Annotated in this window: 21 protein-coding genes, 1 tRNA gene and 2 pseudogenes; 11 read left to right on the forward strand and 13 right to left on the reverse strand. The window is 58.6% G+C overall.

All coding sequences use genetic code 11. The features are described 5' to 3' along the window. Positions 1-116: 116 nt before the first annotated feature. Together U1708_RS19405 and U1708_RS20780 are read right to left on the reverse strand one after the other, a co-directional pair. Positions 117-496, reverse strand: a pseudogene (locus U1708_RS19405) (NAD-dependent epimerase/dehydratase family protein); the annotation flags it as partial. Between the two features lie 31 nt (positions 497-527). Next, entirely contained in the window at positions 528-1,307 is a 780-nt protein-coding gene (locus U1708_RS20780) for a class I SAM-dependent methyltransferase (RefSeq protein WP_443030090.1), read from the reverse strand. 446 nt (positions 1,308-1,753) lie between these two features. On the opposite strand from U1708_RS20780, the gene U1708_RS19410 reads away from it, so the two are divergent. Both U1708_RS19410 and U1708_RS19415 read left to right on the forward strand, forming a co-directional pair. Beyond that, entirely contained in the window at positions 1,754-2,788 is a 1,035-nt protein-coding gene (locus U1708_RS19410; protein WP_332747854.1) for a site-specific integrase, read from the forward strand. Positions 2,789-2,955: 167 nt separating this feature from the next. Beyond that, positions 2,956-3,516, forward strand: coding sequence for a 3'-5' exonuclease (locus U1708_RS19415; protein ID WP_332747856.1), 561 nt, complete (start codon positions 2,956-2,958; stop codon positions 3,514-3,516). A 306-nt stretch (positions 3,517-3,822) separates the two neighbouring features. Here U1708_RS19415 and U1708_RS19420 read toward each other — a convergent pair whose 3' ends face one another. Further along, positions 3,823-4,728, reverse strand: a complete 906-nt coding sequence (locus U1708_RS19420; RefSeq protein WP_332747857.1) for a Gfo/Idh/MocA family protein — start codon at positions 4,726-4,728, stop codon at positions 3,823-3,825. A gap of 308 nt (positions 4,729-5,036) precedes the next feature. On the opposite strand from U1708_RS19420, the gene U1708_RS19425 reads away from it, so the two are divergent. After that, positions 5,037-5,112 (forward strand) — tRNA-Val (locus U1708_RS19425). 141 nt (positions 5,113-5,253) lie between these two features. Here U1708_RS19425 and U1708_RS19430 read toward each other — a convergent pair. Further along, positions 5,254-6,324, reverse strand: a complete 1,071-nt coding sequence (locus tag U1708_RS19430; RefSeq protein WP_332747859.1) for an IS630 family transposase — start codon at positions 6,322-6,324, stop codon at positions 5,254-5,256. A 665-nt stretch (positions 6,325-6,989) separates the two neighbouring features. Between U1708_RS19430 and U1708_RS19435 the strand changes: the two genes are divergently transcribed. The 5 genes from U1708_RS19435 (at position 6,990) to U1708_RS19455 (ending at position 8,809) form a co-directional block, all read left to right on the forward strand. Further along, complete coding sequence (locus U1708_RS19435) at positions 6,990-7,235, forward strand: type II toxin-antitoxin system ParD family antitoxin (protein ID WP_332747861.1); 246 nt, start codon at positions 6,990-6,992, stop codon at positions 7,233-7,235. After that, a complete protein-coding gene (locus tag U1708_RS19440; RefSeq protein ID WP_332747863.1) occupies positions 7,228-7,599 on the forward strand; it encodes a type II toxin-antitoxin system RelE/ParE family toxin in 372 nt (123 codons plus the stop codon). The genes U1708_RS19435 and U1708_RS19440 overlap by 8 nt, the downstream gene beginning before the upstream one ends. Beyond that, positions 7,539-7,982, forward strand: a complete 444-nt coding sequence (locus U1708_RS19445) for a helix-turn-helix domain-containing protein (RefSeq protein WP_332747865.1) — start codon at positions 7,539-7,541, stop codon at positions 7,980-7,982. The genes U1708_RS19440 and U1708_RS19445 overlap by 61 nt, the downstream gene beginning before the upstream one ends. A gap of 192 nt (positions 7,983-8,174) precedes the next feature. After that, entirely contained in the window at positions 8,175-8,411 is a 237-nt protein-coding gene (locus tag U1708_RS19450; protein WP_332747867.1) for a type II toxin-antitoxin system Phd/YefM family antitoxin, read from the forward strand. Continuing rightward, positions 8,408-8,809: a type II toxin-antitoxin system VapC family toxin gene (locus tag U1708_RS19455; RefSeq protein WP_332747869.1), complete on the forward strand. Its 402-nt coding sequence runs from the start codon at positions 8,408-8,410 to the stop codon at positions 8,807-8,809. Before U1708_RS19450 ends, U1708_RS19455 begins: the two co-directional genes overlap by 4 nt. Before the next feature lie 155 nt (positions 8,810-8,964). Here the strand turns inward: U1708_RS19455 and U1708_RS19460 are convergent, their stop codons facing one another. Next, entirely contained in the window at positions 8,965-9,399 is a 435-nt protein-coding gene (locus tag U1708_RS19460; protein WP_332747870.1) for a pyridoxamine 5'-phosphate oxidase family protein, read from the reverse strand. 456 nt (positions 9,400-9,855) lie between these two features. Between U1708_RS19460 and U1708_RS19465 the strand changes: the two genes are divergently transcribed. Beyond that, entirely contained in the window at positions 9,856-10,362 is a 507-nt protein-coding gene (locus tag U1708_RS19465; RefSeq protein ID WP_332747872.1) for a Ros/MucR family transcriptional regulator, read from the forward strand. Positions 10,363-10,785: 423 nt separating this feature from the next. Here U1708_RS19465 and U1708_RS19470 read toward each other — a convergent pair whose 3' ends face one another. From U1708_RS19470 to U1708_RS19500, 7 genes are all read right to left on the reverse strand, one after another. Next, a complete protein-coding gene (locus U1708_RS19470; RefSeq protein ID WP_332747873.1) occupies positions 10,786-11,142 on the reverse strand; it encodes a protealysin inhibitor emfourin in 357 nt (118 codons plus the stop codon). Then, positions 11,142-12,221, reverse strand: a complete 1,080-nt coding sequence (locus U1708_RS19475; RefSeq protein WP_332747875.1) for a M4 family metallopeptidase — start codon at positions 12,219-12,221, stop codon at positions 11,142-11,144. The genes U1708_RS19470 and U1708_RS19475 overlap by 1 nt, the downstream gene beginning before the upstream one ends. Before the next feature lie 19 nt (positions 12,222-12,240). Then, complete coding sequence (locus U1708_RS19480; RefSeq protein ID WP_332747877.1) at positions 12,241-13,002, reverse strand: hypothetical protein; 762 nt, start codon at positions 13,000-13,002, stop codon at positions 12,241-12,243. A gap of 10 nt (positions 13,003-13,012) precedes the next feature. Next, positions 13,013-14,032, reverse strand: coding sequence for a hypothetical protein (locus U1708_RS19485; protein ID WP_332747879.1), 1,020 nt, complete (start codon positions 14,030-14,032; stop codon positions 13,013-13,015). 25 nt (positions 14,033-14,057) lie between these two features. Then, positions 14,058-14,228 carry a hypothetical protein gene (locus U1708_RS19490; protein ID WP_332747881.1) on the reverse strand — a complete coding sequence of 57 codons (171 nt, stop codon included), beginning with the start codon at positions 14,226-14,228 and terminating at the stop codon, positions 14,058-14,060. A 75-nt stretch (positions 14,229-14,303) separates the two neighbouring features. Next, positions 14,304-15,230, reverse strand: coding sequence for a DNA/RNA non-specific endonuclease (locus tag U1708_RS19495; RefSeq protein WP_332747883.1), 927 nt, complete (start codon positions 15,228-15,230; stop codon positions 14,304-14,306). Between the two features lie 328 nt (positions 15,231-15,558). After that, the gene (locus tag U1708_RS19500; protein ID WP_332747885.1) at positions 15,559-15,966 is read right to left on the reverse strand and encodes a response regulator; all 408 of its coding nucleotides are present in this window, start codon (positions 15,964-15,966) and stop codon (positions 15,559-15,561) included. A 217-nt stretch (positions 15,967-16,183) separates the two neighbouring features. On the opposite strand from U1708_RS19500, the gene U1708_RS19505 reads away from it, so the two are divergent. After that, positions 16,184-16,429, forward strand: a complete 246-nt coding sequence (locus U1708_RS19505) for a type II toxin-antitoxin system ParD family antitoxin (protein WP_332747886.1) — start codon at positions 16,184-16,186, stop codon at positions 16,427-16,429. Then, positions 16,422-16,553: pseudogene (locus U1708_RS20785) on the forward strand (type II toxin-antitoxin system RelE/ParE family toxin); the annotation flags it as partial. The gene U1708_RS19505 and the pseudogene U1708_RS20785, both read left to right, overlap by 8 nt. A gap of 47 nt (positions 16,554-16,600) precedes the next feature. Here the strand turns inward: U1708_RS20785 and U1708_RS19510 are convergent. Continuing rightward, positions 16,601-16,837: hypothetical protein (locus U1708_RS19510; RefSeq protein WP_332747888.1), on the reverse strand; the 237-nt coding region annotated here is incomplete at its 5' end.

Consider the following 16,837-nt stretch of genomic DNA (forward strand, 5'->3'; position numbering starts at 1 on the left):
GGACTGTGGTTCCGGCGGGGTCGCTTGCTCATCTTGCTTCCTCTTCGCGGCCAGCATGGCCGCTGTCAGATCGGCAATCCACTTATCCCCGCTGTTCAGATTCCTAGAACCACCTCTATCGCCCTGTGGCCGGACCCCAGCATCGCTGGATCGCCCGCGCGACGCCCTTCCAGGCGACGCTCGATCGGAATGTTCGTAACGTTGTCGACCGCGTTGAGCACCGAAGCGCCTTTGACGTAGCCTGGGTGTGACTATCGGCGGGTCAGCGACCAGCAATTCCAAGGCGGCGACATGCGCGGCCGCCAGAGCGCTGACGTGGATGTAGTTGCGCACCTCGGTGCCGTCGGCGGTGCGGAAGTCGGTGCCGTAGACCTCGACAAGGCTACACTTGCCCGTGGCCGCCCCGACAGGGATCTTGAGGATGTGGCGTCGCGTTGATCATCGACTGGCCGCTACGTCCCTGCGGATCCGCGCCTGTGATGCTGAAGTAGCGCAGCTATAATTATTCTGAAATCTGAAATTCTTAGTTATCTCTCCGTCTTACGGATGACGACATTTAGTACTGGCCAGAGCTTTTTTGGGGTGGCGGACAACATAATCCTCATGCACTGTAGTATTGCGTAATTTCCGAAAAAGTATGCCGGTTCTGGCCGTGAATATCGTACCTCTACAGTCGCACCGTCGGAAAACTGGTTGTCAATATCTTTAAGAGTGTTCAACGCATATATTTTGGGAAATATATCGCGCTCTTCACGCCCGGGCTGAGCCCATCTCACGATGCGGTCAGACATTAGGCGGGCAGCTGCGGCAATGTATCCGAGCTTGTTCGGCGTCCGTGCGAACAGGACTCCATTTGGCTTAAGAACTCGTAGTAGTTCCGGAGCCACCTGAGAGGGATTCTCGATATGTTCGAAAACCCAGTCGGCTACAATAACATCAAAGGTTTCATCAAGGTATGGTAGGCGTGAGCCGGTAATAAGTTTGGCATCGTCGAGGTATGGATTGTCCAAAACGATTGGATCTACATCACACCCTTCTATGCGTGCGCATCGACCTTTAAACGTACGAACCTTTCCTCGAGCAGAGGATATCTCGTTCAAGAGGTCGCAGCCGCGGCCGGCACCGTAATCAAGAACTATGCTATTACTATTAACAGACGACATGACTAACGAGTAAAACTCGACAGTTCCGTCAATCGATGTATGTCCCTGCCTAGCATACTCGGGATACGCCCGCGTAAGCGCAGCATTGCTTGAGGCAAAAGCACCCGAGAACCTACCGTGAATGCTATTCTGTGTAAATTGCATAGTATTGCTCGCTGTAAACGCGCTAATAAACTACGAGCACGAAGCATACTCGTGATATGATATCGAGCCGTAGTTAGACAGGCATGTGTGCATATCATGGTTACTCGCGGCCGTAAGCAATATGCGACAGATCGGCGCTTTAGAGAGATTAAATGACGTGACGGATTTGGGTGCGATACACGACACCGGCAGTGTCAGGTGGTGATGGGGATCAGAAAGTATCTTATTCCTGATCGCATAATATGCCTGATGGCCTACTGCGGAACTTAAAATAAGTACGTCTATATTACTGGTATACCGTGTAAAAAACTGATCGTCGGCTAACCGGGGAAGCCAAGCGGTATAAAAATTGCAGGTGAGGGCAACCTCGTACCCTTACGTCCGATAACTTTAATTCTCGGACGCAAGGGTGGCGCGGCGAAACCGAGCGTGGCACACACTCTTATATGGTCACTTACCGCACTCTTGGACCGCTGCCGCTCGATCCGAACCTTACCTCGTCGCGAACGGCGCTCGCCACCGTGGCCTTGGACGAACCGATGCTGCCCGCGATCCTTCACGAAAAGATCGAGCGAGCGGCCGCGTACGCCAAAGCGGCCCGCGCCGGAGCGACCCGGCGCGCGTATGATTCCGATTGGGCGATCTTCACAGCGTGGTGCGCGCACCACGGGTTGGCATCACTGCCGGCAACGCCGGACGTCGTTGCGGTCTTTGCCAGCGATCAGGCAAGCACAGGTCTCAACCCATCGACGATCAATCGGCGGGTCGCGGCGATCGGGCATCATCACCGCGCTGGCGGCTATCCGGCGCCGACCGCGATGCCGACCGCGGGGCGTCTGGCCGAGGTGCTCGCCGGCATTCGCGCCGAACACGGCGGTGCCAAACGACAGAAGCGTCCCGCAGATGCGGCCGCGCTGCGCAACATGCTGGCCGCGATTGACGGCGAAGGTCTGCGGGCGCTGCGCGATCGGGCGATCCTGGCGATCGGGATGGCTGCGGCGTTACGGCGTTCCGAGATCGTTGCACTCCAGGTTGAGCATATTGGGATCGTACCCGAAGGGCTCAGGCTGACGATTGCGCATTCGAAGACCGATCAGACCCGGCAAGGCATCGTCATCGCTATCCCCGAGGGCTCGCGCATTCGGCCAAAAGCGTTGCTTCTCGCGTGGATGGCTGCGGCCGGGCATGCCGAGGGCCCGCTGTTTCGGCGCCTGTCGCGGCTTGATGCGCTGACCCCTGCTCCCATGTCAGACCGTGCGATCGCGCGCCTGGTCCAGCATTATGCGGCAGCAGCGGGCTATGATCCGACGCAGTTCGCAGGGCATTCCTTACGCGCTGGATTTCTTACCGAGGGCGCATCGCAGGGCGCGACGATCTTCAAACTTCAGGAAGTCAGCCGGCATAAATCGGTCCAGGTGCTTGCCGACTATGTCCGCAACGCGGACCTGTTCAAGGATCACGCGGGTCAACGTTTCTTATAAACCTCTGATTATTAGCCATATCTCGTCAAACCGGTGATGGCGCGACGGGCATATGCTAGTATCTGACTAGCATGTCTAGTAGTCGACATCCCTACTATCCAACATGGCGACGCCTCGACATGTCGGATAGTATGCCCTGTAAATTTCTTTAAGTAAGCAATCATCAAATGCTGGTTTTTCTCGACTTTGAGGCCTCCTCGCTCGCCAAGCGAAGCTATCCGATCGAGGTGGCGTGGGTGTTTGCGGACGGAAGGTCCGAGGCACACCTCATCCGTCCAGCACTGTCGTGGACCGACTGGGACGAACAATCGGAAGCGATCCACCATATCCCCCGCAGCACGCTGCTGAGCGCAGGGGAGCCCCATGACACAGTCGCGCAGCGCATGGTCGAAGTACTGGCTGGCCACGACCTTCTTGCCAGCGCGCCGTCCTGGGACGGGAAGTGGCTCAGCGTCCTGCTTCGCGGTGCGGGCCTCGACCGGCGCGCGCTTCGCCTTCGCGACACCGATGATGCCATCGACGAAGATGCCCGCATGATCCTTTCCTCGAGTGTCCCGCCCGAATTGCTGGACGCAACGGTCAAGGATCTGGTCGCGCTGATCGAGGTCCGCGCGCGCGGCAAGGCGCCGGCCCATAGGGCATTGGCGGACGCCGAGGCGGAGCGCCAACGATGGCTCGCGGTTCGAAACGCCGCGACGGAACTGGCAGAGCAATACCGTGGCGGCTGACGTCGTTGGCGCTTCCGGCCACCCCGTCGCGCCGGAGATATGTCGGAGTTCGCGGTCGGTTGTGGCGAATGAGCGGGTCAGTGAAGACGAGCGCAAGGGGCTTTTCGCTGATCTGATCGACGCGCGGTGCGCTGTTGGCATAGCTTTTCGCCAGCAATGCGATGACCGTTTGAGTCCGGGACATCGGGCCAACATGTCGACTATCCGACATGGCAGAAAGTTGGCCTGATTAATCTGGTTTATTAGTAGGCACTTACGGGTTTGTGAAAACACCTTAGCCGTGGCGAAGGTCGGAAGGCGGCACGTTCAATCGCGTGACTGCGCATCCGCATGAGCGGTAACGGCCTCACAGAGCGCATGGGTTGGTAGAATGTCTGTAGCAGCGGTCGGACGTTGCTCGCGTACAGCCAGCAGGAAGTCGGCACACATCGCTTCAAAGCCGCGCTGGCGTCCGACCGACGTCCAGTCGCCACGCCGGTGCCGACATTCCGTCCCTGCAGAGCGGATCGTCTCTGCCATGTTCTGGACTGACTGCCGTACCCCGTTTCCGATCACGTCCAGGCGCTCCTCGTCTAGCCCGCTATCCCGGTGCATGGTGCCGATCGCCGTGTACCCCTCACCGGCGAGCATCAGTGTTACGGCTTTAAGCAACCCATGCTCGACATGCGTTTCGATAGTACGGCGCCGCACGGGAGACGGCGCCAAGAACAACAGCGTGTCGATGACGTGGATGAAGTCGTCGAACACCACCCGCCGCGGCGTATCGGGCTGTCTATAACGGTGTTTTTCCATCAGGATCAGACTGGCGTCAGTGTCGCGAAGCGCCGCATAGTCCGGGGCAAAACGTCGATTGAAACCGACCATCAGGAGCGTCGCTTGACGTTCGGCAAGCGCGACAAGCTGCTGCGCCTGAGCAAAATTGTCGGCGAGCGGCTTGTCGACAAAGGTGGGGATACGCCGTTCGAGCAGCAGTTCGACGGATGTTGCATGTGCACTGGTGGCCGAGTGGATAAAGGCTGCATCGAACGTCGCGGTCGCCAACGCTTGTTCGATGCTCGCATGCAGATGGGCCACGCGGAACATGCGTCCAGCATCACGCAGCACGCGTGGATCACGCGTCGCGAGATGCACGTCCAGCTCCGGAAGCGCTGACAATATTGGTAGATAGGCCTTGTGGGCGATGTCGCCCAAACCCGTTACCAGCACGCGCATCGCGGTCTCCAGACTGTCCGTTGTGGCTTGCCTATATCAAAACCGTGCGTGGAGTGTTCGTCAGTATCACAAATGAGGGGTGTTCGACACGTCGACACGTAGACATAACCATCTTCGTGATGAGCGCTGGTGGGAGATGACCGCAAAACGTATGCTTCACGTCCGGCTGTCAGGATAGAGACGAAGACGTCCCAACTGTTCATCAGGTTTGTCCATCTCGCTTCACACACCTGCGGATTTCTGAGGCCGCCAAACCCTTTTAGCTTGCCCCGGCCGCCCGGCTTTGGCATCGGACGTTTACCCGAGAGGGGCGATTAGCTCAGTTGGTAGAGCGTCTCGTTTACACCGAGAATGTCGGCGGTTCGAGCCCGTCATCGCCCACCACCTGTCTAGTGATATCAATACGTTAACTACGTTAACTTATGTGGATTTAGACAGGGCATCGGTGTCCTTGCTACTCTGAAGCCCACCGCGTGTTTGGTTTCGACTAGCGCGTTGATCGCCGTGTCGGCCTAGTGCACCGAGTCAGTCAGAAGGTGCAGGCAGTCTAGCGAGCTTATCGAAGATTTCAGCGGCAGGCTTGGTCCAGACGAAGGGTTTGGGGTCGGCGTTGTGCTCCTTAAGGAAGCGTTTGATGGCAGCCTGAAGGTCGACGATGCCGTTGAAGGCGCCGCGCCGCAGTCGCTGCCGGGTGAGGATCGAGAAGAAGCCTTCGACGGCATTGAGCCAGGAGGCCGAGGTTGGAGTGAAGTGGAAGGTCCACCGCGGATGGCGACCGAGCCAGGCCCTGACCTTGGGATGCTTGTGGGTGCCGTAGTTGTCCATGATCGCGTGGACGTCCTTTCCGGCGGGGACTTCGCGTTCGATGGCGTTGAGGAAGCGAATGAATTCCTGATGGCGGTGCTGCTGCATGCAGCGGCCGATCACCGCGCCGTCGAGGATGTTGAGCGCGGCGAACAAGGTCGTGGTCCCATGTCGCTTGTAGTCGTGGGTCATGGTGCCGCACTTGCCGGGCTTCAGCGGGAGGCCCGGCTGGGTACGGTCGAGCGCCTGAATCTGGGACTTCTCGTCGATTGACAGCACCAGTGCGTGGGCCGGCGGGTGCATGTAAAGGCCCACGACGTCCTCCACCTTGGCGGCAAAGGCCGGGTCTCTCGAGCGCTTAAATGTTCTGATGCGGTGAGGCTGAAGCCGATTGGCGGTCCAAATACGCTGAATCGTGCTCAGGGATACGCCCATGACCTTGGCCATCGCCCGTCCGGTCCAGTGCGTGGCTTCTCCTGGCGGCTCGGCGCAGGTTAGCGCCAGGATCTTGGCTACAACCGTCGTAGTGAGCGGCGCCTTTCCAGGCGGGCGGGTTTTGTCGCGCAGCAACCCATCCACGCCTTGTGCGGCAAAGCGAGCCTGCCAGCGCCAGACTGCTGGTCGACTGGAACCGGTCCGCCGCGCCACCTCCTGCACGGTCAGGTGCTCGGACGAGGTCAGGACAATCCTGGCGCGCTGGATGTGCTTTAGCGCCCGGTTCCGATCGGCGACGATCGCCTCCAACCGAGCCACGTCTTCAGGATTCACGATCACACATACGGTCTGGGACATGCCGCCAGACTCGCACACCGCCACCCGATTGTGAATCACCCGAATAGGTCAGTGCACTAGATCGCGAGTCCGAGTGCTTTTATATACGACCGATCGTCCGTTGCCTGACTTTGCGGCAATCTGCCCGCTGCCGACGGACTTGCCATTGCAGTGTTGGTCGAGTCAGGAGTCCCCGCGGACGAACGGGCTAGTATTTCTTGCCAGGTAATGAGCTCCTCATTTTCGGCACGGGTCACGAGATCCAGAGCGCCAAGGCGCGCGAGCAACTGCAGTTCGGGGAGCGTGAGGTTAGCGCCAGTGCCGTTCTTTAGCGCGCGCCGATACTTGTGCGCAATCGCCGAGGCGGTTGCTTGGCTGGACGCCGGACCGACTGACGCTTGCGGCGCGCTGACCTGCGAGCTTCCCGATTCCATCGTCGATCCTGCTTTCATACCAGCCCCTCCCAATCCGCGCTTTGGCGGATGCACTCTTTTACGGAACACTGCGCGAAAGTGTTTACGTACGCTGCTGCTGCGCCTGGGCAAGGATGTCGGCAAGCGGCTTGTCGATAAAGGTGGGATACGCTGATCGAGTAGGGAATGACACCGTTGGCCTCGTAGAGCCGGATATCGGCGACAGCTGTGTAATGCACTATATAGCACCAATAGTATGACGTGGAGGCCGATATGGCGACCGTGCGCAAAACCATTACCCTGACCGAACAGCAGAATGCTTGGATCGCCGCCCAGATCGACGCCGGCAGCTACACCAATAACAGCGAGGCAATCCGCGACCTCATCCGACGCGAGCAGGAGCGTAGCCTTGAGATCGAGAGCATCCGTCAGGCACTGATCGAAGGCGAACAGAGCGGGGAGCCGGAGCCGTTCGACTTTGCTGCGTTCAAGCAGCGCAAAGCCGCGCAGCATGGCTGAATACCGGCTCAGCCCGAGCGCGCAACGTGACCTTGATGGGGCGTTCGACCATATTGTGGCGCATTGGGGCCTGCCCCAGGCGATGCGCTACACCGACCTTATCGAAGCCGCTTGCGCTGATCTGGCTGAAGCCCCGCAGCAGGCGCAGGGCTGTGCCAACATCCGACCGGCTGTCAGCCTTTGCCTGTTACGCAAGCATGTTGGTATCTATTCGTCGGGTGATTGTCGCGTCGCTGTCGTGCCCGCGACGTGGTGCTTAAACGATGCCGCTACCAATAGTGTATCGGCTATCAGGGAAAAACGATGTTGGTTCAAAAACTCAGGCTTCAGAGAGGCTGGTCTCAAGAGCAACTTGCTGAATTAAGTGGCCTGAGTGCGCGTACGATCCAGCGCATGGAATCAGGAAGCGCGTCCAGTCCCGAATCCCTGAAAGCTATTGGGTCGATTTTCGAGATCGACTGGTCTAAGCTTAAGGATTCTGAAATGATCCCTGATCAGGCAAACAGTGCTGCTACTGATGAGGCACTTTCCCTTGCCTACGTACGCCGCGTGAAAGGCTTCTACCTTCATTTGGGCGAATTCTCGTTAATTATGGGCGCGGTATTCGCCCTAAATCTGTATTTTACGCCAAGTTACTTGTGGTCCCTATGGCTTTTCGCCTTTTGGGTGATCGGCCTAGTGGTTCACGGTTTGAAGACCTTCGATCGCATTCCGATCCTCATGGCGAATGGGAGCGGCGGCAAGTAGAGCGACGCCTGGGTCGCCCACTCTGACCCTTTCGCAACGCCGATGGCATCGTGATAGTTGGTCACGGTCGCAAATTACGCTGAGGAACGTCTCCTGACCACCAATCCCAGACGCTCGACGCACATTGCCGAAGGATGTCTGGAAGAGATGCACTTTGTATGCTATCCTAGCTAAGTTAGCTAAGGAACAGTTATGCAAGTCACAGTTCATGCTGCCAAAACCCATCTCTCCAAGCTGATTGAAGCGGTTTTAGCTGGCGAAGAGGTGGTAATCGCTAGGGGCAAGCATCCCGTGGTCAAGATCGTTCCGCTTCCTCAGAACCGGTTCACAATTGGCGTGCTGAAAGGGAAAATTGCTGGCCCGGGTCCGGATTTCCTTGAACCCATGGATGCGGATGAACTGGCCCTCTGGGAGGGGAATGGTGCGTGAGCCATGTCCTGCTCGACACTCACGCCTGGGCTTGGTCGATGACCGCGGATGTCCGTTTGTCTGCGGCTGCTATTGCGGCAATGGAACAGGCGGAAACGGTTTCGATCAGCGCGATCAGTTTGTTCGAGATTGGCCAGAAGGTCCGATTAGGCAAATGGCCTGAGATGGTCCCTTTCCTTGATCGTTTGATCGACCTAGCGAACGAGCAAGGCGGGCGACTGATCGAGGTGTCACCCGAGGCCAGTTTACTGGCTGCTACATTGATATGGGATCACCGCGATCCGTTCGACCGGCTAATAGCGGGGACGGCGATCTCAAGAGGATTGCGGCTGGTTTCTACCGATGTCGCGTTCGATGCATTGATAGGTGTGTCGGGATGGCCAGGACGCCTCTGGTGACCTGCGTCGATGATGGTGCGAAAGGGACCTCTTTTGCGACGCCCGCTTCGGTCAGTTTCTGTCGCAAAATTAGGGACATACAAGACGTCCGAAACTCAGGACTTCCGCGACAACGCCGCGGAAGTCCTGTGTGGTACGGGCTTTAGGTGCCTAACTCAGATGACGATTTCGCCCTCGTCGCTACCATCCCAGTAGCGGATCACCTTTGCATCGACACGGATCATTACGACCCCGGGTGTGTCGATGCCCTCGGGAAAGTACCGATCGAGATCCTTGGTCCAGTGATCGGCGAACGCGGCTTTGTCCTCGATCAGCGCTGCGGCGCCTTCGACAGTTACAAACAGCGGGGGACCGCCGAGCATACCGACTGCACCGGTATAGCTAAGTGTGACGTGCGAATCGGCGCGGAGGTCGGTAATTTTTCGTGAGTTTTGGTAGGCGAAGAAGTAGCTATCACCTTGATATTCGACATCGCCGTTGTTGCTCATCGGGCGGGCTGTCAGGGTGCCGTTGGCGGAGCGGGTTGCCATCATTGTGAAGTCCAACTTTGCCATCTTCTTTGACAAGTCGTGCAGGCTGAGGTCCGACATCGTTTTGCTCCATCAATGTAGGGCCATGATTTTTGCCCGAGCGGCTGCAACGAACGTAGTGACATGTTGGTCGCGTGTGCAGTGCTACTATCGGTCCACATCCCTGGAACTCAGCGCTTTCGCCGCCTTGTCCGTTATCGTTCGGCTGTTTGGCGAAAGCCAATCGGGAACATGCTTTGAAGAATGGTCAGTTGAGCAGGAGCCCCTCCCCCTGCCCGGTCTGCCGCCTCGATCGCCGTTTCCAGTCGGGAAGGCTGCATCGAGAGGCTTTTCCTAAAGTCAGCAGCCTCCTACACCATGGCACTGGCATTATACATTTCCGGCTATGATCCATGCCCAGACGAGAAGGGCAATACGCCGCAAATAAACACTCTGGCGCAGTCGGATTCTGGCGCGGTCTGATATTGCCAGATGACAATCAAGTACCTAGATGCGCCTCCAGAAATGGAGTTTTCTATGTCCGACACTGCCCTCGACCTAAACCCTGTTGAACTCGCCACGGAATTGACAATCGCTTGGTTAGCCAACCCCAACACGCGTACTAATGCCGACGACGTTCCAGCTTTTCTCAATAAAATGTACGAAACTGTTTCGGTGCTGGTTGGCGGTAACGCGACAGCTGCTGAACCAGAGGCGCCTGCTCAAGAATACATCCCGGCAGTGACCGCTCGTAAGTCGCTTGCCAGTCCTGATCACATCATCAGCATGATCGATGGTAAGCCGTACAAGACGCTGCGTCGTCATCTCGCCACTAACGGCATGACGCCAGCGGAGTATCGCGAGCGGTATGGCCTAAAGGCTGATTATCCCATGGTTGCTCCTACCTATTCAGAAGCACGTCGCACGATGGCCAAGAGTATTGGCTTGGGTCGTAAGCCTGGTCAGACGAATGCAGCTAGGGCGGACGCCAAGCCCACTCCGGCTCCGCGTAAGCGCAAGGTTGAAGAAGCCACAGCGGAATAATCCGAAGGCCTGGCTTTTTGGGAAACGGAAAGTCAGCCTGCGACTAAAATAACGCGGCATAAATCTCATTGGAGCGGTGTTCCAATGAGATCTGCTTACCGTTTTCGAGCCGTAGATAACCTAGCTTTGGTGCCATATGCCCTTGGCGTGGTCCTAGCGCCTCAGTCGGGGGGATAACGTGTCGATAGCGTGCATGATGTACAACGCCACGATATCGCGGCCCAGCTCATCGGCTACCTGTAACGCCTCCAATAGCAGTTCTTGGAGTTCGCCCTGTTTATCTACAGTCATCGCGCAGCTGCCCCGATCATGTTATCATGGGCCTTATAGGCAACATACCAATTCAACACCACTTTTAAGCGTGTGACTTACTGCCATTCACGCGGTGCAATCCCGACCTAAGACTGTCCCGTACGCAGCCGCCTATTCGCGCCGCGTTGGTGCGTGCTGTTTGCTCAGGCGACGGACGACGGAAACGAGCTTCGCCATGGCGGGGTCACGGATCGGCTCGGCGAGCCGCATCTCCCGGCTTCGTCCATCGATCGTCAGGCCAACCGTATACATGCGTGCATCCGGCCTCGCGATATCGGTCGATGGCTCGCAACCGAAGAAGTCAGCCTGGTCGGCAAGGCTGGTGAGTTCCTGACGCTCGGGCGTTGCAAGGTCGCCGAACGAAATGGCCTGTTCGTTCGCAAGCCCCGGAAAATGGGCGAGGCCTCCCTCGATCCGTACCCGGGCTTCGCCCGTCACGGTCTCGTCGCAAGCCTTGCCCATCTGCATTAGATTACTCCAACCGCTGTCCATGCTTCGGCGACGGCTGTCGTCTCGGCACTGTCCGTACCGTGCAAACGCCCCGCGACGTCGATGGTGACGCGGGCAAAGCCGGCGAAGTCCGTGTTGGCCCGCGTATTGGGGTCCAGCAGCGCATTGTACCATATCCGACCGGCGCGGTCCCATGCGTTTCCACCGATCGTCGACGCGGCCAGATAGAAGGCCCGGTTGGGGATACCGGAGTTGATATGAACCCCGCCATTGTCCTGATTGGTGCGGACGAAATCGTCCATGTGGCCGGGCTGCGGGTCCTTGCCGAGGACAGGATCGTCATAGGCCGTGCCGGGTTCCTTCATCGACCGCAGCGCGAGGCCTTTGACCGCAGACGTCAGCAGTCCGGCACCAATGAGCCAGTCCGCCTGGTCGGCCGTTTGGCCGAGAAGCTTCTGCTTCACCAGGCTGCCGAACACGTCAGAGATGCTCTCGTTAAGCGCGCCCGACTGATTGAAGTAGGCGAGCCCAGCTTCCTTCTCGGTGACGCCGTGCGTGAGCTCGTGACCAATGACATCGAGCGCGATCGTGAAGCGGTTGAACAGCTCGCCATCGCCATCGCCGAACACCATCTGGGTGCCGTCCCAGAAGGCGTTGTCGTAGTCCTGATCGTAATGGACCGTGGCGTCGAGCGGCAGCCCGGCATCGTCGATCGAGTTGCGCTGATAGGCTTCCCAGAACAGCGCGAACGTTGCACCCAAGCCCTCATACGCCTCGTCGACCGCGATATCGCCGGTCGGTCCCTCCCCTTCACGCCGCACGACCACAGAACCAGGCGCTTCGGGTTCGCCCCCAGCGTCTCGGATCGTTCGAAGTGGACTGGGCACAAGGATGTTGCCCGCAGCCGACTGTCGTCGGGCCAGATCTCCGGTGACGGGCCCCGCCGTACTGGCCCGGACGATCCGAATGGTCGGGTCGATCATCAGGCTGTGCATTGCCATAGCGCGCAACGCAGGTGAGCCGTTCTCGGCGATCTTGGAGAGGATGTAGGGTGGCAGGATGCAATGAAGCGAATGCCGATGCGTGGACATGCACATGATCGTGGCTCCTTATCAATTAGCGGCGGGAGTGGCGGAGCGCGAACGGTACGAGCGCAACCCACATGATGGTGATGAAAGCGAGGAACTGGCTGGTCTGCGCCGGGCCGCCCGGGAGGTAGCCGAACCCGCCTAGCGAGGCGGCGTAGAGCTCGAACGAAATGACCGACACGCCGATCGCCAGCACATCTGCATCTCCCCCACTCTCCTCCTGCGTCCCGAACCAGCGCAGTGCGATGACGAACAGCGTGATGATGACGATCAGGATCAAGCGAATGACGATGTCGTTACCCGCGATGCCTACGGCGAGAGGGTAAAGCGTTACCGCCTCGACCGGGAATAGCTTCACAAGGCTGGTATAATATGGCTCGGGCGTTGGATCAGGCCGGCGCCCGGGTCTTACCAACGGCGTTGATGATCGTCGAAGCCGCAGCGCGCCGCGCAGGGCTGGCCGAGCGGACGCCACCCCATCATTGGCAAATGCCGCAATCGCGCGCTGGACAGCTGCCGCGTACCGCAACACTTCGGCATCGCTTGGGGTAAGCGCAGCGCCGATCGTCGTCGCCTGTTCACAGCGATCCAGGATCGTCGCGAATGCCGGTCGGTCCACGGCTTCGACACTGTGGGATGAAGCGAACCGATCGCGTTCGTTACCGAGCGCCGTGCGTAGACCGAATATCGTATCGAAGAAGCGCGGGAGATAGCGGGGGTTCTCGGTCAATGCCTGAAGCTGATCGATAAGAGCGTCTGCAGCCTCCACAGCCTGGGTAAAGGTGGTCATTGGATCCTCCTCAGGCGGGGGTGGCGATCGACGCGATCAGTCCGAGCGCGCGCGTGATGCGATCGATGTTCAGTCGAGCCGCGGCGCGGCGCTGCTGCGGCGATAAGCGACCTGCCAAGGCATCCCGCAGCCCGGCCTGGGCTTTTGCGGTAAGATCAATGGCGTCTACGACTTCAGCCGCCCGTACGGGTCCCTGCTTTGCGGCCTCGCGAGCGGCGAAAACACGGGCGGCAAGCTGCTCGCGCTGTTCGGCAGACAGACTGGTGCGGTTGCGAAGGTAGGTTCGGAACAGCGCATTGCCGTAGAGATCGTCGGCGTTGCGCGCCGCCCCCCTGCCCCAGGTCGTGACCTGAACAGACAGCGATGCCAGTGCGCGATCGACGACGGTGCCGCGTTCGACAACTAACGCACGTACATTGCGGGTTTGCCCCGCCTCGCGCGCGAGGTCGTTGGCAAACGCGATTAGCGCGACGACGCTCTGCCCTTGTTCGCTGGCGACAGCAGCGTTGACGTTTGGCAGGTCAGTGCCGGCGACAAAGTTCGTGAACCGGGCCAGCCGGTCGGCCTGATCGGTAAACGCAGTGATCTCGGCCGATACGTCAGTCTTGGGGGCGTCGAGAATGGCCGCTAGCGCATCAGCGTATCCACCAATTGCGGCAAGCAGTGCGACACGTGGCTCCAGTACCGCTCGTGGACTGCTCCCGATGTCGATTTCGAACGCCGTATAGCCAGGGGCGGGTGCCTCGTTCGCAAGGCATAGAGGTGCGGGCGGGACGGTCGGTGCCGTAGGCACCTGGATGCGGAGCGGGGTCGCTGGCAGGCAGCTTGGATCGCTCGCGACCAGCGCTGCAGCAGCCTCCCGACGGCGCAGCTCTATCGCGTCGAAATAGGCTGTCGTGGCTAGGACTGCCTCTCGGCCTCGGGCCTGAACGGTCCCGGCGGTTTCGAGCTGGATTGCGTTTGTCGCACATCCCGCCAGAAGAGGCAGGCTTGTCAGTACGGGCAGAAGGGAAATGACGCGGCAGCGCATAACAGCTCCTTCGGGCTTTCAGGCATCATGCGCCTAAACTGCGATTCTCTCTTCTCTTTCTACGCCGCGGCATCGTCCGCACACGCGAACGGTCCGCCGGCCGATCGCGCGTGCGAACAGCCGTGATGATGTTGACGACGCTGGTGATGAGCGCTGCGATACCTACAAGCATGGGGCCGTCGATCATGTCGGTCATTGTCCGACTCTCCTTGTTGATCCGAGAGCCGATGTTCCATATATGTTCTTTGTAGGACAGCGCTATTTGCGGCCGCTACAGCCGAATGTCTTCGGCCTTAGTGATCAAAGCACGGACCATGTCGCCGGTTGCCGTCTCCTCGTTCGAGAACCCATCAAATTGCCGCAGCAAACCAAAGTCGAGGTTCGTCAGGCCTTCAATCGAAAGGACTGATCGCTGATAGGTCTTGAACGCGCCGAACAGGAGCGAGTGAGCGTCCAGGTCGACATCATGATCAATCAGGTACGCGGACGCCGATGGACGACCGTCGTCATGGATGAAGGCCACGACCTTCCAATAGGCCAGCGGGATAGCGACGCCGCGATACAGCGGATCATCGGGCCTGAAGACAGGCCCCGTAAAGACGATCGCACGTTCGCCGACCCGACGCGTGGTGCTGAGGATGTAGTCCTCGAGGCTTAGCCATGAGCGTTGATTGAAAACGGAGAGCTGAGGCGCGCAGTTGGTGAAATGGAAGGTATCGCGGTTGGCCTCGTTGGCGGTCGGCCCCCAGTTGGGATCCTCACGCCGTACGAGATGGCCGCGATCAAAGTCGTTATCGGCATAAAGCTCGTCCCCCGCCTGGGCCTCTTTGGGAATGCGGCCGTCGAACGCCCACGGATCTCCGCCGCGCGGTACCGAGACGCTGGCGCTTCCGTCGATATTGACGGCAGTGAAGAGGGCAAGACGCCGGCTTTTCGACATGAGAATGGAGAAATGTTCGTAGTCGAGGCGGCTACCATCGCTCTCCGGGACTGGCAGAACATCCCCGGCGATGGCCGTTGTATCAGGCATCGGCACGCCAAATCCGGGGAGAAAGTCTTCGTCATAGCCTTCCCGCCCGCGAAACGCGCCTGCCTCGGACGTCCTGACCCCCTCGGGTTCGAACAGCTGCAAACCAAAGTTCGAACGCGTCAGCGGCTGAAGGTCGGTCAAGCGGGGACGATATGACAGGTCGATCATAGTTGTCCTCTCTGGCGTCTTCACTACGGATACCCCCGGCTGTGTAACGTCGTGATGACACCCGCATTCGGGTAGGTCCGGCTAAACGCTTAGGGGACGGAAAGGATGAACACGCCAAACCTGTTTAAGAACGTGAGTTTCGCCGATCAAGGCCAAGCTGCTGACGCGATAGCCAACACAATTAGTTCTTGAAGTGCCGCACTGAAGGTGAAATTGCTATCAACAGAACGTCTTTTAGGCAGATAAAGCAGTTGGACGTTGCATATGCTATACGTCAGACGTTGGTAAAACATTCCAAGCGCTATTTTAGCTGAAATTAACGACGGCGCTAAACCGCCTTTTTCAGAGATTCCGGTGATTTGTTGTTAGGCAGCATTTTGCGCAAATGGCCGTGCACCATCTGCTTATTAAACGGCTTGGAGATAAATGTAGCCTTCTCAGGCATTTCCCCAGCCTTCGGGAGTACGTGACCGGAGGCAATGACGATTTCAATAGCTGGCCAGTTTTGCGCAACGTGCCGTGCTAGCGCAAAGCCGTTTGTCTCGCCGGGCATATCAACGTCCGAAAACAACAATACGATTTTTTCCCAGTTCGCAGCCAAGATCCGCTTCGCTTCGTCGCCATCCATAGCTTCATAGAACCGAAATCCGGCGTCTTCGAGAATGCCGGTAGTATCCATCATAATGAGGGGATCATCGTCAACGACGAGGGCGTAGGGGACGGTGGAAAGGGTCATCACGGCCTAACCATCTGCCCCGCACGGAGTTGCCCCACGACACGCTATTTCAACATTCGAGATCTTGGTCGGCCCATGTCGCTCTTGGTTCAGCGTAACTGCGACGGCTGGCAAACCGCCGTCGCAGTTCAGTCAGTGGAGTAGTTATTGGCTTCCGGCGATGGCAACAGCTGGGTAATGCACTATATAGCACCAATAGTATGACGTGGAGGCCGATATGGCGACCGTGCGCAAAACCATTACCCTGACCGAACAGCAGAATGATTGGATCGCCGCCCAGATCGACGCCGGCAGCTACACCAATGACAGCGAGGCAATCCGCGACCTCATCCGGCGCGAGCAGGAACGCAGCCTTGAGATCGAGAGCATCCGTCAGGCACTGATCGAAGGCGAACAGAGCGGGGAGCCGGAGCCGTTCGACTTTGCTGCGTTCACGCAGTGCAAAGCCGCGCAGCATGGCTGAATACCGGCTCAGCCCGAGGGCGCAACGTGACCTTGATGGGGTGTTCGACCATACCGTGGCGCATTGGGGCCTGCCCCAGGCGATGCGCTACACCGACCTTATCGAAGCCGCTTGCGCTGATCTGGCTGAAGCCCCGCAGCAGGCGCAGGGCTGTGCCAACATCCGACCAGGCTATCGACGGCGCAGTGTGAGCAGCACGTCATTTATTTTCGGCCGACCGGTTACGGCATCGCCGTCGTCCGTATCCTGCATCAACGCATGGATGCTGCTCGTTACCTGTAGGTGTAGCGGCTTCTGTGGTTGCCGCCCGTGATGCAAGAGGGTTTTTACACCAATGTGCGAGTGATCGAGCGCGGTCTTCTGTAAGGCCTGTATGCGCGGCATTTTCGAAAGACCGCTGGCCGGTAT

This window comes from Sphingomonas arabinosi (genome assembly GCF_036663715.1).
Lineage (GTDB): Bacteria > Pseudomonadota > Alphaproteobacteria > Sphingomonadales > Sphingomonadaceae > Sphingomonas.